The 23,558-nt window shown below is 41.7% G+C and carries 21 protein-coding genes and 1 riboswitch; of the genes, 19 read left to right on the forward strand and 2 right to left on the reverse strand.

The features are described from left to right. Positions 1–253: 253 nt before the first annotated feature. From BM126_RS01970 to BM126_RS01990, 5 genes are all read left to right on the forward strand, one after another. Positions 254–1,225: a S8 family peptidase gene (locus tag BM126_RS01970; protein WP_090987680.1), complete on the forward strand. Its 972-nt coding sequence runs from the start codon at positions 254–256 to the stop codon at positions 1,223–1,225. Positions 1,226–1,477: 252 nt separating this feature from the next. Further along, positions 1,478–2,935, forward strand: a complete 1,458-nt coding sequence (locus BM126_RS01975; RefSeq protein ID WP_256212942.1) for a PstS family phosphate ABC transporter substrate-binding protein — start codon at positions 1,478–1,480, stop codon at positions 2,933–2,935. Between the two features lie 500 nt (positions 2,936–3,435). After that, a complete protein-coding gene (locus tag BM126_RS01980) occupies positions 3,436–4,815 on the forward strand; it encodes a coiled-coil domain-containing protein (RefSeq protein ID WP_371261391.1) in 1,380 nt (459 codons plus the stop codon). Between the two features lie 423 nt (positions 4,816–5,238). Continuing rightward, positions 5,239–5,679 (forward strand): hypothetical protein, encoded by a 441-nt coding sequence (locus BM126_RS01985; RefSeq protein ID WP_090987684.1) that lies wholly within the window; start codon positions 5,239–5,241, stop codon positions 5,677–5,679. After that, positions 5,667–5,957 (forward strand): YxcD family protein, encoded by a 291-nt coding sequence (locus tag BM126_RS01990; RefSeq protein WP_090987685.1) that lies wholly within the window; start codon positions 5,667–5,669, stop codon positions 5,955–5,957. The genes BM126_RS01985 and BM126_RS01990 overlap by 13 nt, the downstream gene beginning before the upstream one ends. A gap of 209 nt (positions 5,958–6,166) precedes the next feature. Here the strand turns inward: BM126_RS01990 and BM126_RS01995 are convergent, their stop codons facing one another. Then, the gene (locus BM126_RS01995) at positions 6,167–7,570 is read right to left on the reverse strand and encodes an amino acid permease (protein ID WP_090987687.1); all 1,404 of its coding nucleotides are present in this window, start codon (positions 7,568–7,570) and stop codon (positions 6,167–6,169) included. Between the two features lie 367 nt (positions 7,571–7,937). Further along, positions 7,938–8,041: riboswitch (SAM riboswitch) on the forward strand. A gap of 224 nt (positions 8,042–8,265) precedes the next feature. Here BM126_RS01995 and BM126_RS02000 point away from each other — a divergent pair. From BM126_RS02000 to BM126_RS02070, 14 genes are all read left to right on the forward strand, one after another. Next, entirely contained in the window at positions 8,266–8,424 is a 159-nt protein-coding gene (locus tag BM126_RS02000; protein WP_090987689.1) for a YezD family protein, read from the forward strand. Positions 8,425–8,975: 551 nt separating this feature from the next. Further along, positions 8,976–9,800, forward strand: a complete 825-nt coding sequence (locus tag BM126_RS02010; RefSeq protein WP_090987692.1) for a M55 family metallopeptidase — start codon at positions 8,976–8,978, stop codon at positions 9,798–9,800. 13 nt (positions 9,801–9,813) lie between these two features. Next, positions 9,814–10,746: an ABC transporter permease gene (locus BM126_RS02015; RefSeq protein ID WP_090987694.1), complete on the forward strand. Its 933-nt coding sequence runs from the start codon at positions 9,814–9,816 to the stop codon at positions 10,744–10,746. Then, entirely contained in the window at positions 10,747–11,691 is a 945-nt protein-coding gene (locus tag BM126_RS02020) for an ABC transporter permease (protein WP_090987696.1), read from the forward strand. It abuts the gene before it with no gap. A 5-nt stretch (positions 11,692–11,696) separates the two neighbouring features. Continuing rightward, positions 11,697–12,695: an ABC transporter ATP-binding protein gene (locus tag BM126_RS02025; protein ID WP_090987698.1), complete on the forward strand. Its 999-nt coding sequence runs from the start codon at positions 11,697–11,699 to the stop codon at positions 12,693–12,695. 180 nt (positions 12,696–12,875) lie between these two features. After that, positions 12,876–14,495, forward strand: a complete 1,620-nt coding sequence (locus BM126_RS02030) for a peptide ABC transporter substrate-binding protein (protein ID WP_090987699.1) — start codon at positions 12,876–12,878, stop codon at positions 14,493–14,495. 244 nt (positions 14,496–14,739) lie between these two features. Continuing rightward, entirely contained in the window at positions 14,740–15,678 is a 939-nt protein-coding gene (locus BM126_RS02035) for a S66 peptidase family protein (RefSeq protein ID WP_256212973.1), read from the forward strand. A gap of 12 nt (positions 15,679–15,690) precedes the next feature. Then, positions 15,691–16,800, forward strand: a complete 1,110-nt coding sequence (locus BM126_RS02040) for a mandelate racemase/muconate lactonizing enzyme family protein (RefSeq protein WP_090987701.1) — start codon at positions 15,691–15,693, stop codon at positions 16,798–16,800. After that, positions 16,790–17,713, forward strand: coding sequence for a C40 family peptidase (locus tag BM126_RS02045; RefSeq protein ID WP_371261401.1), 924 nt, complete (start codon positions 16,790–16,792; stop codon positions 17,711–17,713). Before BM126_RS02040 ends, BM126_RS02045 begins: the two co-directional genes overlap by 11 nt. A 2-nt stretch (positions 17,714–17,715) precedes the next feature. Then, the gene (locus BM126_RS02050; protein WP_177201277.1) at positions 17,716–18,723 is read left to right on the forward strand and encodes an ABC transporter ATP-binding protein; all 1,008 of its coding nucleotides are present in this window, start codon (positions 17,716–17,718) and stop codon (positions 18,721–18,723) included. A 16-nt stretch (positions 18,724–18,739) separates the two neighbouring features. Next, positions 18,740–19,528 carry a serine hydrolase gene (locus BM126_RS02055; protein ID WP_090987705.1) on the forward strand — a complete coding sequence of 263 codons (789 nt, stop codon included), beginning with the start codon at positions 18,740–18,742 and terminating at the stop codon, positions 19,526–19,528. Between the two features lie 396 nt (positions 19,529–19,924). After that, entirely contained in the window at positions 19,925–20,683 is a 759-nt protein-coding gene (locus BM126_RS02060) for a polysaccharide deacetylase family protein (RefSeq protein ID WP_256212943.1), read from the forward strand. Continuing rightward, positions 20,673–21,248, forward strand: coding sequence for a DedA family protein (locus BM126_RS02065; protein ID WP_090987708.1), 576 nt, complete (start codon positions 20,673–20,675; stop codon positions 21,246–21,248). The genes BM126_RS02060 and BM126_RS02065 overlap by 11 nt, the downstream gene beginning before the upstream one ends. A gap of 60 nt (positions 21,249–21,308) precedes the next feature. Further along, complete coding sequence (locus BM126_RS02070) at positions 21,309–22,487, forward strand: MGDG synthase family glycosyltransferase (RefSeq protein WP_090987710.1); 1,179 nt, start codon at positions 21,309–21,311, stop codon at positions 22,485–22,487. 164 nt (positions 22,488–22,651) lie between these two features. On the opposite strand, the gene BM126_RS02075 is transcribed toward BM126_RS02070, so the two are convergent. Then, entirely contained in the window at positions 22,652–23,482 is an 831-nt protein-coding gene (locus BM126_RS02075; protein ID WP_090987712.1) for an STAS domain-containing protein, read from the reverse strand. Positions 23,483–23,558: the final 76 nt, after the last annotated feature.

Here is a 23,558-nt window from a genome sequence, read left to right on the forward strand (position 1 = left end):
AAACCAGTATATTAATGGTCTCTATTCAGATCTAAAGCAGCCCGGGGAAGGGAAGCAAATATGCTGCTAATAGCGGATTAAAAACAGGTTATCAGAAACAATCCATCACCTTCATAGGCCATTAGCTATTCAACTCATATACCTTTCTTTGAAAAATCCTCCAAAGGTAGCTGTTTTATTATTTACAGAATTGTTAAAATAGTCTTACATCAGGGATTGCCTTCAAACTTACTTTATCCGGGAGGGAATGAAGATGGAGAGAAAAATGCATTTATATCCGTATCAGGTGATTGCAGAGACCGAAACAGCTTCTGAGATTCCAAAAGGTGTGGAGCTTATCCAGGCCCCTAAAGTATGGGATAAGACAAAGGGCGGCGGAATAACGATTGCCATTTTAGATACTGGATGCGACATCACCCATCCTGATTTAAAAGAGCAGATTATTGGCGGAAAGAATTTTACCGGGGATGATCAAAGCAATCCTGATATTTACAGAGATTATAATGGCCATGGAACACATGTGGCAGGCACAATGGCTGCATCTGAAAATAATGCAGGGGTAGTCGGAGTAGCTCCAGGTGCAAAATTGCTGATTGTTAAAGTGCTGGATAAAAATGGATCCGGTCAATACGAATGGATCATAAATGGCATTCACTATGCAATTGAACAAAAAGCAGACATCATTTCCATGAGCCTTGGCGGTCCAGTTGATCTTCCTGAATTGCATGATGCCATTAAAAAGGCTGTGGATAATAATATCCTGGTTGTGTGTGCAGCGGGCAATGATGGAGACGGAAAAGATGTAACAGACGAGCTGGATTATCCCGGGTGCTACAACGAAGTAATCAGTGTCGGAGCAGTAAACCTTGAACGGCGCTCTTCAGATTTTTCAAACTCCAACAATGAAATTGACCTAGTGGCTCCAGGAGAGGAAATACTATCCACCTATAAAGACGGGAAGTATGCCACACTCAGCGGAACCTCTATGGCAACACCGCATGTATCAGGTGCAATGGCACTCATTAAGGATTTTGCTAATAAAAGCTTTGAAAGAAAACTGACGGTACCTGAACTATATGCACAATTAATCAAAAGAACGGTTCCTCTCGGAAATTCACCTAAAGTAGAGGGCAATGGTCTTTTGTACCTTACTGCAGCGGAATATTTGTCACAGATGTTCAAAGAAAAGGCAGCAGCATTAGTGAAGGAGCTCCAAAACCATTAATATCAGCTGATATTTTTACCATGAAAACTGCAGAGAAGTTCCACGAACACATTGTCCTAAAGCAGAGGCAGTGTGTTTTTTTATTTGACCCTTTTCTTCAAGAATGTGGTTTTTACTATTTTCTGTGAAGCGATCCCGTTGTTAAACCGGGTGTCATGAACATATCATTAATTTATGGAAAAGATTGAAAATTTTATAATTTAAGTGTAAAATTACACTAAAAATATAAAAAGTATGCAAAGGATGATGGTTTTGAAAGATTCCATAAAGTTTTTTGTGATTTATTTAGGATTTGTTCCTTTCTTTGTATCACTGGCTGCACTGGTGATTTTGATGACAGGAATCATCCAAAATGAAGCAGTCGTCATTCTGGGTACTTTGATAGCGGGCGGTGCAGCAGCAGGCATTTTGACCGGAAAAGAGAAGCAAATGCATCCTGGTTTCAAAAGAAGGTACCTGCCATGCATCGTGAGCATCTTGTTTACAGCTGCATGCTGGAGTTTGTGCATTTTTATCAGCGGCGGCTTCTATGGGCATAGAGTTTGGGATATTTATGGATTTATACAGCTTCCGTTCATCCTGGTAAATTTCATTGCGGCTTTTATTGGAGATGGACCGCTTTTCTTGTATGGGCCGCTTTCCTATGAACTTGCCTTTACTGCCGGATTCTTTTTCAGTGAAAGGCGAAGAAAAGACGCTTCCCCTGCTGAGCTGAAGAAAATACTGCCTTGGTCTGCAGCAATTACTCTGATATTTGCTGCAGGGAGTGCTGTATTGTGGCATAGAAGCCTTAATGTGCTTCCGTCTTATGGAATGGAGTATGGAAACGGATATTCGAGTACAGATTTGACTCCATATGAAGTGACGAATGGATCTAATATCTTGCCGAAGCTGGAAGGGGAAAGTTTGTATAATATCAAAGACAAAAAAGATATGCCTGTACTCGACGGGGCAGAGGCCGCTTTTCCTGTATACTCTGCATTTGCCCAGGCTGCATACAGGAATATTGGCAGTATTGATCAAGAAAGAGAAATAGTGAGTTTTAATAATACCATTTACGCGTTTGAGCGGCTTGTGGATGGAGAAGCTGACATTTATTTTGGAGCAGAGCCATCCATCGATCAAATTAAGCTTGCTAAAAAGAAACATAAAGAAATAGTTATGACACCTATCGGCAAAGAGGCATTCGTTTTTTTTGTTAACAAAGAAAATCCGGTAAAAGGCTTGACCTCCGCAGAAATTAAAGATATATATACCGGCAATATTACAAATTGGAAAAGCCTTGGAGGCAAGGATAAAAAAATACTCGCTTTTCAGAGGCCTGGAAATTCAGGAAGCCAGACAATACTGGAAAAATTAGTCGGCAAGGAACATTTAAAGGAACCGCTTAAAGAAGAAGTCCCGGAAGGCATGGGAGGCATTATTGAACAGGTTGCCGATTATAGAGACTATGACAATAGTATTGGTTTTTCTTTCCGTTATTTCGCTTCTAAAATGAACAGCAGCAAAAATATTAAATTTCTTTCCATAAATGGAGTCGATCCCAATACAGCAAACATTTCAAATGAAACATACCCATTTACCGCCAATCTTTATGCCATTACATTGCGCGATAATCCTAATCCGGAAATCCATCCATTTCTAAAATGGATGAAAGGCAAGCAAGGTCAAGAGCTCGTTGAAAAAGTGGGCTATGTTAAAGCACAATAAACCGAAACTCCAAGGTAAGCTTGAGGAAGAGCTGGCCTTGGAGTTTTTTGTTTTTTTTGAAGAATGTAGTTTAATGTAATGTTTGTAATATAAATGTAATAGTTTTATTACTTAATTGACAAAATTTGATGGTATACTACTTTTGGGTCGAAAAAAGGATGAATTTGGCTTTTTTGTTTAACTTTCGCCTTAGAACATACATAGGAAAGCTTTCACCTGAATCCTTAATTATAAATTCATGAAGAAGTACTGTCTAAAGCTGTTTCTTTCATAAAGTCTCTTTTAAAGTAATGAGCATGCTCGACTGCAGGGAAAGTGAGTCTCTGAAGAAGAATCAAATGCAAGATTAATAGAGCCTTCATTTAAGAAAGACAGCTTATCTAATAAACTAAAAAAATGGCTGGAAAAATCTCTTGGTTTCACAGTTGGATGTGCGGTCCGCCGGCGTTAGTAAGAGAGAAAATTTGCATTTAGGCCTATAGAAACTCAGGGGGAATAACGTGTTGAAGAAAAGATTAATTGCGATTAATACGACAATAGTACTTGGTTTGGGAAGCGTCTTTTCCATTCCTGCTGTACATGCTTCATCTATTCATGAGCTTCAGGGCCAAAAAGCCCAAATCAGCGGAAAACGTTCTCAAGTGCAGACTAATATTTCTGCTGCAGTTAAAAAGATTACTAGCCTTCAAGAAAGCCAGACAAAACTAAATGCGCAGATTAAGCGGATTGATCAGGCTATCGCGGATAACAATACAAAAATTGAAGAAACAAAAGAGAAAATTGCCCAAACACAGATTGAAGTAGATGGCTTAAGATCTGATATAACAAAGCTGAATGAAAGAATTGCAAAGCGGAATGATGTGTTAAAACAGCGTGCACTTTCTTTCCAGGAAAGCGGCGGAGATGTGGATTACCTGAGTGTTATTCTGGGTTCCTCAAGCTTTAGGGATTTCGTTGACCGTGTAGGTGCAGTTGCTACTATCGTTGAAGCTGACCAGGATATCCTTAAGCAGCATGAGGCCGATAAAAAAGAACTGAAGGAAAAAGAAGCAGCGGTTGAAAAGAAGCTGGCTGAATTAACCAGCACAAAAGTTGAATTTGAAGGAATGATCGCTCAAATCCAGGATCAGAAAAAGGAAAGCCTGATTCTTAAAGCAGATCTTAAAAAGAAAGAAGCAGAAACACAAGCACTGAAAAAAGGCCTTGAAAAAACAGACAGCAAGCTTGCTGCACAGGAATTTTCTATTCAAAAGCAAATGGAGCAGGAACGTAAGCGCCAAGCAGAATTGGAGGCTGCAAGACTCCGTGCGGCAGCTGAAGCACAGGCCCGCAAAAAAGAGATGGAAAAAAGAATGAGTGAGCAAAACCGCTCGCAAGCACAGTCATCACCAACACCATCTCCATCTCAATCACAATCTCAATCTGTCCCTGCATCAGACGACAGCCCGGCACGCAGCTCTGCTGATTCTGTGCACGTCATAAGCGGAGGCGGCAATCCTGTGACTGCCGGCTACCGGTATATCGGAAATTCCGTTTATGTTTTTGGCGGCGGAAGAAGCGACAGCGATATTGCTAACGGCAGATTCGATTGTTCAAGCTTTGTTCACTGGGCATATGAGCAGGCAGGAATCTCGCTTGGAGCAAGGGGCTCTGTTAGCACAGATACCCTGAAAAACATGGGCAGCCAGGTTTCATCTTCTGACATGCAGCCAGGAGATCTAGTATTCTTCAATACGTACAAAACTGATGGACATGTTGGCATTTACGTGGGTAATGGGAAATTTATCGGAGCACAAAGCTCTACAGGTGTAGCAGTTGCTGATATGACAAGCGGTTACTGGAAACAGAAGTTTAACGGACGTGTAGTCCGAATCAGATAATTACAAAAAAAAGCACGAGCTTCCTTCCTGGGGAGCCCGTGCTTTTTTGCTGTTCCTGTGGTAATAGAACATCGAAGAATCCTTAATGATGGAAGGTGAGACCCCGCAGGCATTTGCCGAGGATGCTCACCGCCCGCCCCGAGGAAAGCGAGCATCCTGGTGCGGAAATCAACCCCCATGTTACATAGCAGCAAAGCTTACGAAAACAGCAAAATGAAAATACGATGCCTATTTTTAGATGATATGTGTTTTGGATAATGTTGATTGGGGAATATTATTCAAAATAATATTTGATAATGGAATGAAACTTTATATCTTTTTATCCGTATATAAGATAGAGGAAAGGTGATGCGATAATATTATATTGTACAAACATTCTTCTTCATCTCAAGCTAAGTCAAAAAACATTCATGGAGGAATAAAATGATAAAAAAAATACTGGCTGCGATGCTCACCCTTACCCTGGTGTTCAGCCCGGCAGGTGCTTCTGTATTTGTCGACCATAATCATACTAATACGGCGAGTGCCAAATCGTATAAATCCGGCAAGAGATCCTTTAACAGCAATCGCTCAAATTTCCAGAATAATAACCGTTCAAACTATCAGAGAAATAATAGATCGTACAATTCACCAAGCAAAAGCAATTCGTTCCGTAAAGGCGGCTTTGTGAGAGGCATGCTGTTTGGCGGTCTGGCAGGCATGCTGTTTGGAGGCTTGCTTGGGCATTTGGGTGGCTTTGGAGCCATTTTCGGACTGCTAGTCAATGTAATAGCCATATTGATCATTATTATGATCATCAGCAAAATCTTTAGCCTTTTCAGAAGAAATCGCCGTCCAGAGGACAGAGATTCATGGAGAAGATAAAAGCTGAAGAACAGGATATCATTAATGCAGTCTGTCTTTATATTGCAGATAAGAAGGGGATTGCACCTGAAGAAGTGGAAGTAGAGCTTATGTTTGACGATGATTATGGCTTTTCTGCTGAAGTTTATACAGGCGGAAGAAAGCAGGTACTCATTACTGTAAACTTAATCGAAGCCCTTCGTTTATGGCTTGATCAGGAGCTGCATCGAAACCCGTATGCCGGTATTGAACTGGTCCTCGATGATGATGAAGGCATAATTGCCTACATTACCGAATGATTATTTAGAAAATGAATCTCCTCATGAAGAGGAGATTCATTTTTTTTGCTGAAAAACAGGCAAGATACGTTTTATAAAATAACGTGGATAAAAGAAGGTTCGCAAGAAAACGATAAACAAAACGGTGCAACATGAGGCAGTGTAAATTTATGTCATAAAAAATGCTCTGGCATGAAAGACCAGAGCATTTTTTATAATGGATGACAGTGCTAATTCGATTTGGTTTTAGGCTTTCTCATTAAGACCGGATAGAGAATAAGTCCGAAAACAAACAGCCCGATTCCTAAACAAAATGTTCTTAAGTCTGCAGTGCCTGATTTGATTACCCATAGAGAATAAATAAGGGCAAGGATCGTAATCAATCCGTCCAGCTTGCGTGAACCTTTTATGGTTTCATATGTTTCGCCAGTAATAACAAGTTTTAGCTGGTAAATGGCAGAAACCAGATATGGAATCAGATAGGCTAGTGTAGCTACGACTATGACAAAATTATAGGCTTTTCCTATTGTGCCGGAAATGGTAGTGAACAAGAAAACCTGTGTCATGATATTGGTTAAGGTCAAGGAACGGATTGGACTTCCGTTTTTATTTGTTTTGGCAAAAAAAGCAGGAAATAATTGATCCTTGGCAGCCTGATAGGGAACCTCTGAGCTGACAACGATCCAGCCAATCGTTGAACCTAGAAGGGAAATAAGTGCAAGGATTGCCATTACGGTAGCGCCCTGATGTCCCATTGCTGCCTCTAGAGCATCAACTAACGGCTTTTCTGAGTGGCTTAATTGGTCATGCGGCAATGCTCCCATCGTAAGAAGTGTAATGCCTACATAAATAACTAAAGAGACGATAAGGCCAATAATGGTTGCTTTTTTGACATCATGCTGTGATTTGGCCCTGTTTGACAGCATAACGGCTGATTCTATGCCGATGAACGCCCAGAGCGTTGAGATGGCTGCATGATTTACTTGACTTCCCAGAGAGAGAACATTGCCTTTTGCATCAATGAATGCCTTGCCGTTTCCAAGGTTGGCTGCATCAAAAATGAAAACTGTCACGATAATGAAAAGCGCAAAGCCGAGTACCTTGGCAATGGTTGTAGTAAGATTCATTGTGCCGGCACTGTTAAAGTTTTTTGCTAAAATGGCTTGAATGCCCCATAACATGACGGTGCAAACCATAAAGGTGATAAACTTACCCAGTTCTATAGTAGATGATCCCAGGTAAAAGAGCGGCTTAGTGCTTTGCATAATTGGAAAGAATGCAGATAGATAACCTGCGAAGGATATAATGACAGAAGCAGTGGCCGCCCAGTTTGCCGCCCAATATCCCCATGCCATGCTGTACCCCGCTGCCCTTCCGGCTCTGGGGGAAGATGAAAACATAGCTTGTGCATAGCTTTGGGGCCCTGCTTTTAGTTCAGGTTTTCTGATTGCCAGATTCCCAAAAACTAACGCAATTAAAAATACGCCAATTCCTGTAATGCCCCAGGCTATTGAAGATCCCATGGAACTTGATTGCTGTGCCAGATTCGAGGGCAGCATAAAAACCCCGCCGCCAACCATATTTCCAATAACGAATGTAGCCAAGACCCACATTCCCCATTTTTTATTTTGCATAATAATCGACCTTTCTGCTGAGTTCATTTATATGTTAATAAGGAAAAAGATAAGTGCATGTTTTATTACTTTAGTAGTATATAATAATATTTTAGTTTGGTAAAGTGATAAACAGATAAATCACTAAAGAATCGATGGGTAATTAAAGGGAATTTTCTTTATATCTTAGGAAGACGGGAATAAATGTGTAATATGAATTTTACTATCATGATTGTAAAATATTAATAACGCTTAAAAAACTTGATTTTTCCGTGAATTTAAATTGACAAAAATCAGCCGCGGATTTATTCTGTAAATATCTAAAAAAACCAAGTTTTTTGATAAGTATTGTAAATATTAAGATGATAATTGAATATATTGCATTGAAAGCTTATCTAGAGAGGTGGAGGGACTGGCCCTTTGAAGCCTCGGCAGCAGATTCATGGGGAATACTGTGCCAACTCCAGCAGGCGTGAGTCTGGGAGATAAGAAGAGACCTTATTAAGGCATTAACCTCTTCTTTAAATATGAAGGGGTTTATTTTTTTCTCTGTAAAGCACAGTCTTGGCTTTTGCAAATGCAAAATGGTGAAGGAATTCTGACGAAAAAGCAGGTTAAGAGTAACTGGAGCAAAACTGATTTATGCCTACCCGCGGGACCTGCGGATGATGGGCGAATGAGTGAAAAGTGTGGATACATAAGGGGGAGCCGCGAAAATGGATGAGTCAAAAATAAAATATATTCTTTCAAGTCTTAAAGAACTAGAATTCGGTTCCATCTTGATTACGGTCCATGATGGAGAAATTACACAGATTGATACCACGGAGAAAAAGCGTTTTTCTATTATCAAAAAACAAAATGAAAGAAAGAATTGAAACAAGGAGCACCTTCTTCGGAAGGCAGCTCCTTTTTTTCTTGGCTCTTTTCTAATTGCTCTTTTCTTAAAGATTGTTGTTTTTTTAATTTGTTATGTGAGACGTTCCCTTGACAAGTCAGGTTGATTGGAGCGTAAGGTGCGGGACTCCTGCGGGATAAGCAGAACAGGTGAGGCCTAAGCAGGCGCAGCCATGGAGGCTCACGCGGAAAGCGAGCATCCTGGAGCAGAAATCAACCACCATGTGTCATAGCAGCAATGTTTGCGAAAAACAGCCTTTTGATTCATGCAGAAGAGAGATCAATCCAGTATATCTTATAGGTTTTGTTGGTTCGAAACGGTTTGTAAACGATACTAATTTTTTATTTCGAGATAATAAAGTAATGAAGACAGGAATTGAAAATTTTTTATCTGAAAGAAAAAACCCCATGCTAGCGGCTTTTACTGCAGGCTAATGCTATTTATTAAGCCAGATTCAGATTGCAAGAAATAGTATTATAATTTATAATTTTAAGAAAATTATAACTTTTTAAAAAGGGAGTGAATTTGGGGATGAAGTTATATGTGTCTGTTGATATGGAGGGAATCACTGGTTTAGCCGACCATACTCATGTTGACTCTTCTCAGCACAATTATGAACGAAGCCGGATCATTATGACGGATGAAGCAAATAGTGTAGTTTCGGCTGCTTTTGAAGAAGGCGCAAGCGAGGTAATCGTCAATGACAGCCACTCTAAGATGAACAATTTGCTTATCGAAAGGCTCCATCCTGAAACACAGCTGATTACAGGAGATGTAAAGCCGTTTTCCATGGTTCAGGGACTCGATGATACATATACGGGAGCCATGTTTGTGGGATATCATGCACGGGCAGGCATGAAGGGGGTTATGTCCCATAGCATGATTTTTGGAGTGAGGAATTTCTTTATTAATGATACACCTGTTGGAGAATTGGGATTTAACGCATATGTCGCAGGATATTACGATGTACCAGTCATTATGTCGGCTGGAGATGACAGGGCGGCTTTAGAAGCTGAACAGCTGATTCCAAATATCACAACCGTTACAGTAAAAGAAAGTATTTCCCGGTCAGCGGTAAAATCATTGACCCCTGCGAAGGCGGCAGCACTTCTCCGCGAAAAAACGACATATGCGATAAAAAATAAAAATAAGGTGAAACCGCTTACCCCGCCGGACCGCCCTCTGCTCGCAATTGAATTTTCTAATTACGGAGAAGCCGAATGGGCGAACCTGATGCCAGGTACGGAAATCGTCCCGGGCACTTGCACGGTGCGTTTCCAGTCAAAGGATATCCTTGAAGCTTACCAGGCTATGCTTGTCATGACAGAATTAGCGATGAGAACTACATTTTGTTAAGGGGAGCTTTTAGATGAAATCATACATAATCAAAAGGCTTGTTTCCATGATTGTGACTCTTTGGCTGATAGTGACCATGACGTTCTTTCTTATGCATTCTATCCCGGGGTCGCCTTTTAATGAAGAAAGAGCTACAAATGAAGCTGTTCAAAAGAACTTGAAAGCTTTTTATCATTTAGATGACCCTCTTTATGTACAATATGGTGCCTATTTAAAATCGCTTGCGGTTTTAGACTTCGGCCCATCCATAAAAAAACCATCTCAGACAGTAAACGATATGCTCGGGAGGGGCTTTCCCATTTCCTTTGAATTAGGCATGTGGACCCTTATTGTGGCTGTCTTTTCAGGATTGATACTTGGTATAGCTGCAGCACTGCGCCATAACGGGATAATCGATTATGCAGCCATGGCCATTGCCGTGTTTGGGATTTCCATTCCCAATTTCGTGCTGGCGACTCTATTGATTCAGCAGCTGGCAATAACCTGGCCGATTTTCCCTGTATCTACCTGGCAAAGCCCCATGCACATGGTTTTGCCGATCCTTGCGCTTGCAACTGCACCAATGGCGATTATTGCAAGATTAACAAGGACGAGCATGCTGGAGGTTTTAACGCAGGATTATATCAGGACTGCCAGGGCAAAGGGCCTTTCCCCTCTTAAAATTGTCATTAAGCATGCGCTCCGCAATGCTTTGCTTCCAGTAATTACAGTGCTTGGGACTCTCGCGGCAAGCATCCTGACAGGAACCTTTGTCATTGAAAAGATTTTTGCCATTCCTGGCATGGGGAAATACTTTGTCGACAGCATCGGCAATCGTGATTATCCCGTCATCATGGGTACAACGGTCTTTTACAGCTGCATTTTAATTGTCATGCTGTTTTTGGTGGATATTGCATATGGCATTTTAGATCCCAGAATCAAGCTGCATAGAAAGGATGGCAATTAAATGGAACTTCATAAAATGAATGAATCCCATAGAGCCCCGGACATTCCTGATGAATGGTTCCGGCCAAAAAGTAAAGATGCGCATCAGGCGGAAAAAGTGGTCAGGCCAAGTCTCTCATATTGGCAGGATTCATTTCGCAGGCTTTTAAAAAATAAACTTGCTGTCGGGGGCCTGCTTTTCCTGATTTTTCTTGTAATTATGGCGATTTTTGGGCCGCTGCTTCCGCACCATGCGGAAAATTTGAGAAAACAAAACCTGCCTCCGTCCAGTGATTACTGGTTTGGCACAGATTCATTTGGCAGAGATGTATTTAACAGAACATGGATCGGTGCGAGGGTATCATTGTTCGTGGGGGCTGCTGCTGCTCTTGTAGATCTCATTATTGGTGTTGCATATGGCGGATTTTCAGGATATAAAGGCGGAAGAACAGACAATTTCATGATGAGAATCATTGAAGTATTATACGGACTGCCTTATCTGCTTGTTGTCATACTGGTTATGGTTGTGCTTGGGCCTGGGCTTTTTACCATCATTGCGGCACTTTCGATTACTGGCTGGATTGGTATGGCCCGGATTGTCCGCGGGCAGGTCCTGCAAATCAAGAACTATGAATTTGTGCTGGCTTCAAAGACGTTTGGAACGAAAACATCCCGGATTATAAAGAAAAACCTGCTTCCAAACACAATGGGGCCAATTATTGTCCAAATGACGCTGACCATCCCGTCCGCCATTTTTGCTGAGGCCTTTCTAAGTTTTCTTGGCCTTGGCATACAGCCTCCGAACACAAGCTGGGGCATGATGGCAAATGATGCTTTGTCGGCAATATTAACAGGGAATTGGTGGCTTCTTTTCTTCCCGGCATTTTTTATATCAGCGACAATGTTCGCTTTTAATGTACTCGGAGACGGCTTGCAGGATGCATTTGACCCTAAGCTAAGGAGGTGAGCAGGATGGAAAAAGTATTAAAAGTGAAAAATCTTGAGGTGAAATTTGATACATACGGCGGTCAAGTCGAAGCAGTAAGAGGTGTAACCTTTGATTTGTTCAGGGGAGAAACGCTGGCCATTGTCGGGGAATCGGGCTGCGGGAAAAGCGTGACTTCACAGAGCATAATGGGATTGATTCCAAATCCCCCCGGCAGGATAACGGGAGGTGAAATCCTGTTTAACGGCAGGAACTTGGCAAAAACCAGGGAAAAAGAAATGCGGAAGGTCAGGGGAGCAGATATTTCGATGATTTTTCAGGATCCCATGACAGCACTGAATCCTACATTGACAATCGGGGAACAAATCATTGAAGGCATTTTACAGCATGAAAATATATCCAGAGGAAAAGCAAGGGAAAAGGCGGTTGAAATGCTTTCTCTTGTGGGCATTCCTGGACCGGAATCCCGGCTTAAGCAATATCCCCATCAATTTAGCGGGGGAATGAGGCAGAGGATCATGATTGCCATTGCCTTGGTGTGCAATCCTGAAATCCTGATTGCCGATGAGCCGACCACAGCTCTTGATGTTACCATACAGGCTCAGATATTGGAGCTGTTTAAGGATATACAAAAAAAGACCGGGGTTTCCATTATTCTTATTACACATGATTTAGGCGTGGTGGCTCAGGTAGCAGACCGGATTGCGGTCATGTATGCCGGGAAAATAGTGGAGACAGGATCGAGGCGTGATATTTTTTACAACCCGCAGCATCCATATACAAGAGGCCTCTTGCGTTCTGTTCCGCGGCTGGACAAAGAAGATGCCGAATTATTTCCTATTTCAGGGTCTCCGCCAGATTTATTTTCGCCTCCAAAAGGGTGCCCTTTTGCAGCAAGATGCGAATACACCATGGAGGTTTGCGACAGGGTGTATCCGCTGAAAACAGCACTTTCCCAGAATCATGAGGTGGATTGCTGGCTGCAAGATGAGCGTGCCCGACACATGCTGCCAGCCGCTCCATAAAGATTAACGAATAGACGGCATCACTGTCCGCACGGCTCCTGGCCTTTGCGGATATAAGTATAGCTCTAAAAATTTGTTCTGTTAAAACTTTATGCTGATTTGGCCAATTGCTGTTTACTGGCACTTGCACCGGATATCTGCAGACAAGATTATCAGAGCTAAAAATTAAGGGGGAAGAATATGAAGAAACTGGGAACGATTTTTATGGCTGCAACTCTGACATTAGCACTTGGAGCATGTACTGCAACAAAGGATGCAGGCTCAGAAGCGGATGGAGGGAGCAAAAAAGGCGGGGAAAAAGTGCTGAACCTGAATAATGGATCAGAACCCACTTCGTTTGATCCGGCGATAGGCTTTGATGCTGTTTCATGGAATGCTCTGAATAACCTCATGGAAGGACTGACCCGTTTAGGAAAAGATAATAAGCCGGCACCTGCGGCGGCAAAATCCTGGGATATTTCTAACGATGGAAAAACCTATACTTTTCATCTTCGTCCTGATGCCAAATGGTCAAATGGGGATAAAGTGAAAGCGGGAGACTTTGTTTATGCATGGAAGCGCCTGCTGGATCCTAAGACAGGCTCATCGGCTGCATTCCTTGGTTATTTCATTGATGGAGCCGAGGCATATAATACCGGCAAGGGTTCTGCAGATGATGTAAAGGTTGCGGCAAAGGATGACCAAACCTTTGAAGTAACACTGACAAGTGCCCAGGCCTACTTTTTAAGTGTTATTGCTAATCCAGCCTTCTTCCCGGTAGATGAAAAAGTGGCTAAGGAAAATCCTAAATGGTTTGCTGAAGCCAAGTCCTTTGTCGGTAATGGCCCCTTTAACCTAACCGGCTGGACACATGACAGTGAAATGACGATGAAGAAAAATGATAAATACTGGGATGCCAAAAATGTAAAGCTGGATAAAGTGCACTGGGCAATGGTTGATGACACAAATACCGAATATCAGATGTTTAAAAAGGGCGATCTTGATAAGTCAGATGTTCCTTCAGATCTGGCCGAAAGTCTCTTTAAAGATCCCAAGCTTCACATCGAGGACCAGGCAGGTGAGTATTTTTACAGGTTCAATCTTACAAAAGAACCGTTTCAAAATGCAAACATCCGCAAAGCTTTCGCCATGGCTGCAGATCAAAAGGAAATGGTCAGTTATGTGACCAAGAAAAAAGAAAAAGAAGCGTATGGGTTTGTTTCTTACGGCTTTAAAGATCCTTCCGGGAAAGACTTCCGTGAAACAAATGGCGATCTGGTCAAAACAGATCCTAAGCAGGCAAAGGAGCTGTTAAAGAAAGGAATGCAGGAAGAAGGCTACTCTAAGCTTCCGCAGGTCACCTTAACTTATAGTACGGATGATGTTCATAAGAAAATCGCTGAAGCACTTCAAGGCATGTTTAAGAAAAATTTGAATGTCGATGTAAAGCTTGCCAATATGGAAGCGAACGTGTTCACCACTGAGCAAAAAGCAATCAAATTGCAGCTGTCCCGATCCTCTTTCCTTGCGGATTATGCAGATCCTATCAACTTCCTTGAAAACTTCCAGACTGGTCATTCCATGAACCGCACAGGCTGGAGCAACAAGGAATATGACCAATTAATCAAGGATGCGAAAAGTGAGGGAGATGAAACTAAGCGTTTTGAGTTGATGTATAAAGCTGAAAAAGTGCTCTTCCAGGACATGCCCATTATTCCTATCCATTTCTATAATCAAGCGTACTTACTGAATAAATCTGTTACAGGTGTTGTGTATCATCCAGTAGGTTATCTCGAATTGAAATGGGCAGACAAAAAGTAATGACCATGACTTGCCATCAATGTAAGTCACCATAGCTTCCGCTTATTCTTTAAGGCTGTTTTCGTAAAATTTGCTGCTATGGAACAAGGGGGTGATTTCCGCATCTTTAAGAAAAGAGCCTTCTTTGAAAAGGGAGTGTTTCCTCGAACACTCCCTTTTGTTTCAATGGGGGAAAAGATCTCCTGGAATCAGAAAATCTATCCCGCAAACCGCATATAAATCTTAGGAAGATAACAGCAAGATGATGAAAGGAGATTTTACCATGCCAATAAAGCCTAACCGTCTCCAAAAAGGAGATACAGTTGGAGTCATTGCTCCTGCCAGTCCCCCCAATCCTGAAAATCTGAAGAAATCTCTTCATTTCCTGGAGGAGCTGGGACTGAAAGTGAAAATAGGGCAGCATGTTGAAAGGCTGAATGGATATTTGGCGGGTTCTGATGAAGAAAGGCTCCAGGATGTTCATGATATGTTTTTAGATCGTGAAATAAAAGCCATCTTTTGTGCCTGTGGAGGCTACGGCACAGGCAGGATAGCTGCAGGAATAGATTTTAATATCATCAAAGAAAACCCAAAAATATTCTGGGGATACAGTGATATTACCTTTTTGCATAATGCCATCAATCAGCAGACAGGCTTGGTGACTTTTCATGGGCCTATGCTTAGCTCGGATATAGGCAAGGAAGATGCAGATCCGCTTACAAAACGATTATTTTCCCAATTATTTGTTCCAGGAGAGTTCACATATACAGAAGATATTTCGCCATTAACATCTATGATTTCAGGAAAAGCCCGCGGACAGCTTGCAGGAGGGAACCTGACACTGCTGTGCAGCACTCTTGGCACACCTTATGAAGCGGATGTTAAAGGAAAAATATTATTAATTGAAGATATCAACGAAGAGCCGCGCAATGTAGACAGGATGCTCAATCAATTGCTGATGAGCGGAAAACTGAGAGATACAGCAGGCATTGCAGTCGGAGATTTTAACCAATGTGAACCGGATAGGGAGCAAAGCTTAACACTTGATGAAGTGATCGATCATTATATCGCTTTGGCAAATGTGCCGGCAATCAAAGGATTCAAGATCGGGCACTGCTCGCCGAATGTATCAGTTCCTCTTGGAGCTTATGCGGTCATTGATGCAGATGAAAAAAAATTAGCCATAGAAAGCGGCGTTCTATAAGGAGTGACCAGCTTGAATATTATTAAAATCGAAACTTTTCGAGTATCGGTTCCGTTAATTAAACCATTCAAGACAGCTCTCCGGACGGTGGAAATTGCAGAATCCGTATATATGAAATTGACCTGCGATAACGGCATATCAGGATGGGGCGAAGCGCCGCCAACCCTTGTCATAACAGGTGAAAGCATGGACAGCATTGAATCTTCCATCCACAAAGTCTTAAAGCCGATGCTGTTAAATAAAAATCTTCTGCAATATGAATCTATTTTCCAGGAAATGAAATCAGTGCTTACTGGAAACTCCAGTGCGAAGGCCGCAGCGGATATGGCTATTTATGACTGTCTTTCGCAATATTGCAAACTGCCTCTCTACCAGTTTCTGGGCGGATACAGAAAAGAAATAGAAACAGATTATACGGTAAGTGTGAATGGTCCTGAAGAGATGGGCGAAGATGCGGTTTCATATATTAAGCGGGGCTTTAATGTTCTGAAAATAAAGGTCGGCAAAGATCAGGCAGCTCTTGATATAGACAGAATCACAGAAATCCGCAGCCGTACAGGCAAGGATATTAAAATCCGCCTTGATGCCAATCAGGGCTGGACACCAAAGGAAGCCATCCGGACGATAAAGACATTGGAAGACCGCGGCTTGGATATTGAACTGGTAGAGCAGCCCGTGAAGGCTCATGATATTGAGGGGCTAAAGCAGGTAACAGATTCTGTAGAAACTAAAATTATGGCAGATGAAAGCATCTTTACTCCAAAGCAGGCTTTTGAGGTATTAAAAACGCGCAGTGCTGATTTAATCAATATCAAACTCATGAAAGCTGGAGGCATTTATCAGGCACAAATTATTAATAACCTGGCAGAAGCATGCGGGGTGGAGTGCATGGCAGGAAGCATGATTGAAACCAAACTCGGGCTGACAGCGGCAGCGCATTTTGCCGCAAGCAAAAAGAATATCACCCGATTTGATTTTGATGCCCCGCTTATGCTTGCAAGAGATTTGGTTGAAGGGGGCATTGTTTATAATGGGCGCAGAATTTCCCTTCCAGAGTCCCCTGGTCTTGGAATAAGCGCGGTACACGCAGAAGGAGGAAAAGGTATTGAAAGTGCAGGCTGAAATGATTGTTAATGTGCCGGTAGCAAATGTATGGACTTCTTACGGATCGCCGAGGGAAATAGACGAAGATGCTCTTTCGCTGCCCATGAAGCTGGAGTCCTGGCTGACCAAAATGTCGTTTGAGCAGAGACTGGAATTATGCAATGCCAATCTCCTTCAATCACAGGCATTATATGGACAAAAAGTGCTGGTGATTAATGAAAATGAAGACTGGGCAGAGGTCTGTATACCTGAGCAGCAATCAAATAAGGACGGAAGAGGCTATCCTGGTTGGATACCTAAAAAACATTTGGCATCACTGGCGGAGAACTTCGAACAGCATACTGGGCATGCTGCAATCAGAAAGAAGAAGGCGTGGCTTTTAGATGAAAAAAATCGCCAGCCCCTGCTTCAGCTGAGCTATGGAACGGCCCTGCCGGCAGCTGAAGTACAAAATGATTATGTAAAAGTAAGGACACCAGATGGATATGGTTTTTTTAGACGAGAAGATGTAGATATAATAGAAGATTTTAAGAGTGAAAAAGGCAGCGGCCAGGATATCGTGGATTCAGGCAAACAATTCCTCGGTCTTCCTTATTTATGGGGAGGAATGAGCAGCTTTGGCTTTGACTGTTCAGGTTTCAGCTATACGATGTGCAAAATGAATGGTTACCTTATTCCAAGGGATGCCGGAGAACAGGCTCAAAAAGGAAAGAAAGTAGAACTGGATCATATTCAGCCGGGAGATTTGCTGTTTTTTGCATATAACGAAGGCCAGGGAGATTTGCATCATGTAGGAATTTATTATGGAGATGGCAAATTGCTTCACTCGCCAAAAACGGGAAAAGACATAGAAATCATTTCGATAGCGGGAACATTTTACGAAAAAGAGCTTTGCACAGCAAGCCGTTATTGGCAGGAGACGAGGGCATAATCATGGAAAAACTATTAGAAGTGAAGAACCTGAAGAAGCATTTTTCATTAGCAAAAGGGGAATCTCTTAAAGCGGTTGATGGAATTTCCTTTTCTGTTAATAAAGGTGAAACATTTGGAATAGTAGGGGAATCAGGTTGCGGGAAATCTACGGCAGGAAGAACGATTATGGGTCTATATAATAAGACAGATGGTGAAGTTCTTTTTCATGGAAACGATATTCATTCACTGAAGGAAAAAGAAAAATTGAACTTTCATAAAAATATGCAAATGATTTTTCAGGATCCTTATGCCTCATTAAATCCGAGATCAACAGTCAGTGAGATTATATCTGAACCGTTGGAGGTACATGGCTTATTTTCGTCTAAGAAGGATAGGATGAACCGGGTTTATCAGCTGCTGGAGGATGTGGGGCTAAACCGTGACCACGCAAACAGGTATCCACATGAATTCAGCGGCGGACAGAGACAAAGGATTGGAATCGCCCGTGCACTCGCCTTGAATCCTGAATTCATTATAGCGGATGAACCGATTTCTGCCCTTGATGTATCTGTGCAGGCACAAGTGGTCAACCTGCTGAAACGCCTTCAGAAAGAAAAAGGGCTTACATACTTATTTATTGCCCATGACCTTTCGATGGTCAAACAAATCAGTTCTCGCATTGCTGTGATGTACCTGGGACATATCGTTGAGCTTACAACAAGCAGCGAGCTGTACAGCAAACCGCTCCATCCCTATACCCAGGCACTTTTATCTGCGATTCCGATTCCTGACCCGGATATTGAGGATAAACGGGAACGGATCATTCTGAAAGGGGAACTGCCAAGTCCGGTTAACCCACCGAGCGGTTGTGTGTTCAGAACACGCTGTTCTTTTGCCATGGATGCCTGTGCCGAGCATAAGCCAATATGGCAGGAAAAAGAGCCGGGACATTTTGTTTCTTGCCATCTGTATAATCCCGATATAATGCGTGACGGGAATCAGAGCAGTAAAGCCCTTGCCTTTAAATAGGAGGAAATCACTTAAAATGGATTTATCAAACCTGCAAAAAAAAATCGAATTGCATATTGCAGAATTCCCTGGCAGGATCAGCTATAAAATAGAAAGCGAAGATCAGTCCATTCAAAAAGATGCGGGTGAAGGTTTTCAAGCAGCAAGCTTGATTAAGATTCCAATTATAATGGAAGGTTTTCGCCAAATTGAAGAAGGCAAGATCCATCTTAATGAGCGTGCAGAGATATCAGACAGTGATCTTGCAGGCGGCTCGGGTGTCCTTCAAGCATTAAGTAAGTCAGGTTTCACGATAGAAGATATGCTGACACTTATGATTATCGTATCCGATAATACAGCAACGAATATGCTGATCAGGAAAATGGGAATAAATATAATTAATCAAACAATTGCTTCGCTCAATTTGAAAAAGACCATACTTGGCAGGTATATGATGGATTTCGATGCCATTGAAAACGGCTTTGATAACTATACTTGTGCAGATGATATGGTGACCTGTTTACGGAGTATCCATCAGGGAAGTTTTCTTTCTGGTGAGAGCAGGCAGCATATTCTCAGCATCATGGAAAAGCAGCAGCTGATCAGCAAGCTGCCAGCAATGATGAATTTGAATAAAGTGAAAGTTGCCAGTAAAAATGGAGCAATACCGGGAGCAGAACATGATTCTGCCATTATTACCAGGGGAGATGTAACGGTATTTGCAGCTGTATTAACGGACAGCCTGGAAAATGAGGAAGACGGAAGGAGAATCATTTCTCAGATTGGCAGGTATATTTATGAAGAAATGATGTTATCCTTTAAATGAAGAAAGGGAGTGCACACTCCTTTTCTTTATTTTTTAACGCATAGCAGTTTTCCCTTCATTCCTTCATGAAAAGGGGTATTCCGCTTCGTTTTTCTGCATGTATATTCTGCTGTGTACATTGCTTCAGTTTATTCCCCCAAATGCAATTACTCCCTATTATGGGACTGGAAAATCCCGTTCTATTGTTTTTTAATGCAATTTTAATGTTATTTTCATTTGATATTCACAGTACTTCTCTACACTTATAACAGTTAACTGCCAAGCGTCAAAAAGGGAAATACAGACCTTATCGAAAAAATTATTTCCATAAATGTAAGAAATAAACTATTATTTAACTAATGCAGCTTTTAGGCTGAAATGATAAGCAAGGATTATTTTTTTTGGCAGCATGAAGATTTGCCAAAGAAAGCGAGGTCACATGTGATTTTTTTTCTTTTGCTGATTTTACTTGTATTGGCCATTGTGGCATATGGTCCGCTTTCAACTATTATCATTAGAGTGTTTTCACTTGGAATATATAAGCGAGGATTAAGGGATAAGGGCATATGTCTTACATTTGATGATGGTCCGCACCCTGTTTACACACCTCAATTACTGGATCTATTAAAAAAATATGAGATTAAAGCTGTTTTTTTTGTAGTTGGTGAGCTTGCCAAAAGGTATCCGGCGCTTGTAAGGCGAATGAGAGATGAAGGGCATGAAATCGGCATCCATCATTATCGGCATGTAAGCAGCTGGATGCTGCTTCCGCATCAGCTCAAAAAAGAGATTCAGGAATGCTCGAAAATCATTGAAATTATAACAAATAAGGAACCGTTATATTACCGGCCTCCATGGGGACATTTTAACCTTTTTACGTTACTGCTTTCTAGGGGGTATAAGAAAATTTTGTGGTCTTCAATCTCAGGAGACTGGAAAATACAGAAAGAAAATGATCTTATAAAGCGGATCACTGCAAGTGCCTCTGACGGCACAATCATCCTATTGCATGATAACGGAGATACGAAGGGCGCTGATCCTGAAGCTCCAGCTGTCATGCTGAAGGCACTGAATCAAAGCATTCCTCTGTTAAAACAGCAAGGTTTGCGGTTTCTTCCGCTGAATTCGCTGATTAACGGAAATAAAGGGACAGCAGGTATAAAGAATGAGCATTGAACAGATTATGCCTTATTTGCAGGTGTATGGTTACTGGATCATCCTTCTCATCCTTTTTTGCGGCATCGTTGGCATACCTGCGCCGGAAGAAAGCTTTATGGTGTTTCTCGGGGTGCTGTGCGGTGCACATCAATTGAACTATTCATTAAGTGCATCCGCTGCAGCCATTGGGGCGGTAAGCGGAATGATTACGGCTTATTGGATAGGCAGGACACTAGGGCAATCTTTTATCCGCAGGTTCGGGAAATATATCAAAGTGACACCTGAGCGCTGGGAAAAAGTTGAAGGCAAGTTCCAAAAGCATGGAAAATACTCACTGCTGATTGGCTTTTTTCTGCCGGGTTTAAGGCAGCTGAATCCATATATTGCCGGGACAAGCGGGTTTTCCTTTCCGGTTTTCCTCATTCTGTCAGCTGCCGGAAGTGTCATTTGGGTAATTACATTTGTGACACTGGGCTTTTTTCTTGGTGATAAAATACATGTCGCTTATATACCGCTGCTCGCTGCAGCATTTGTGGCAATCCTGCTGCTGTATAAATGGTTTAAAAAAAGGCATAGCGCATAAGCGGCCCAAAATATAAAATACATTAAAAATGTAAGTGTACTCTCGCTGGGAGGGAAAACTATGAAAAAAATTCTTATCATGCCATTGTTGAGAATGCCATCTGGCCATCATCAGGTAGCAGAGGCCGTTGCAAATATGATACAACAGCAAAAAAAAGATGTTGAAATAAAAAAAATAGACTTTATCAGTTACACAAGCGGGATTCTGGAAGCGATAGTCACGAATCTCTATTTAAAATGGATCCGATATACACCGGGATCTTATCAATGGGTATACGGCAAGTATGTGAATGCCGATTCCAAAGAAACGGCCCTTCTGAAGTTTTATAAACATCTTTTTATGAAAAAAATGAAACAATTGGTGGCTGAGGAAAAGCCGGATTTAATCATCTGCACCCATGGCTTTCCATCTCTGCTGCTCAGCCAGTTAAAAGCTGACGGCAAGCTTAGCATCCCGGTTGTCAATGTATATACAGATTTCTTTATGAATGATATGTGGGGTAAAGAAGCCATCGATGCCCATTTTGTACCAAATAAACAGGTTCAGCTATCTTTAATGAATAAGTTTAAGGTTCCGAAAAAAAACATCTTTATAACAGGCATACCTGTACACAGTGAATTTTTGCTGAAGAAAAAGGATGGACTGCAAAGGGGCGGGGAAAATCGGAAAAAGGTCCTGATTTGCGGAGGCAACAGCGGATTAGGGGACATTATCAATCTTCTTCAAGATGTAAAAGATGCCCGGGACTTCGATTATCGGGTATTATGCGGAAACAACCAAAAATTATTGAAACAGATTCAGTCATGGAAACTGCCGCATATTACCCCGATATCTTATATTACGTCCAGAAGCGCAATGAATAATTTATACAATGAAGCAGATGCAATCATTACCAAGCCTGGTGGAGTGACCATCAGTGAAGTGATCCGGAAAAATATCCCAATCTTTATCCATTCTGCACTTCCCGGCCAGGAAGAGGTCAACCTGAAGTTTTTGAAAGACAGGGGCCTTGCATTTGAATTCATGCCTGATCAGCCAATTGAAAGCCAGCTGGCTAAGGTGATTGGCAATGATAAGAAGATGTCCACTTTTAATAAACATCTGGCTGCCTATAATAAGGAGCTGAATGTTAAAGAAAAGGATATTGCCAGCTTAATTGAATCACTGCTGGAGAATCATGCATATAAAGAAATGAGACAAGCAAGGAATGATAGTTTTTACGTATCAACTTCATATTGATGAATGCCGTATACGCCAGGATATCATGTGCCTGAACGGGAGATTTAACTCCCTAGTTATTATCCGGCCCTATAAAGTTTTATATTCAATTAAGGCTCCGGCGATTGCCGGAGCCTTAAAGGGAAGTCTTTAAACTTATGCAACGAGGGTAGTGCTTCTGGCACTTAGCGTGCTTGCAGTTCATTTAGTATCTGTCTGAGGCTTCCCCTGATATTGAACGATTGAAAATCAAGACCCAGCCTTATGATGGTTTGGGCGATTCTGGGGCGGATTCCCGTCAAAATGGCTTCAACTCCCGTAAGTTTGAGCGCATTGATTATTTCTCCTATTTTATGGGTAGCTGTTTCATCAATCATCGGGACACCGGAAAGGTCTATTATTAAAACTTTCAGGTTTAACTTGGTACTTTCCCGCAATGTAATATCCATGATTAATTTTGCACGGTCAGGATCAATTTCGCCGATGACCGGCACGATTGCAGTGTTTTCATAAACTGGCACAATAGGTACGGATAGCTCTTCAAGAGCAGAGTATGCTATATTCATTAGATTTTTATTATGTTTCTCAAATTCATCGCCAAAAGTTTCGGTGATGGAATCAAGCAGCGGATCGATTTTTTTGCTTACATCAAGCATGGTAATGGCTGCGAATTGACGTTTCTCCAGCTCCTCAGTAAAAGCATCCCAAATGACGGAACGATAATAGGTTAGAGCTCTTAGAGTATCAACAAGCCGAACGTGATTTCGGATTGAATATTCTCCGATCATCATGGCCCAGTCCTTTACCTTTTTCTCTATCTCTTGCTTGTTGCCGTACAGAGACTCCCCTAAATAGGATATAAGCATTGATCTCCAATCAATAAGCTGTTCCTCGGAAGCGTTGCTGGACCTTAAACGCTCTCTATACTCACTATCCTGAATTGAACCCAGGTTTTGTGCTAATTTGAGCTGATTCTCAACAATTTTTTTGCCGATATACTGTAACTCAAATTCCATCACGTTTTCTCCTAATAAAAAATAGTATCATTTAGTGAAAATGATTCATTAGTATTATGATAATAGTTAAGTCCAT

It is taken from the genome of Bacillus sp. OV322 (genome assembly GCF_900112495.1).
GTDB lineage: Bacteria > Bacillota > Bacilli > Bacillales > DSM-1321 > Peribacillus.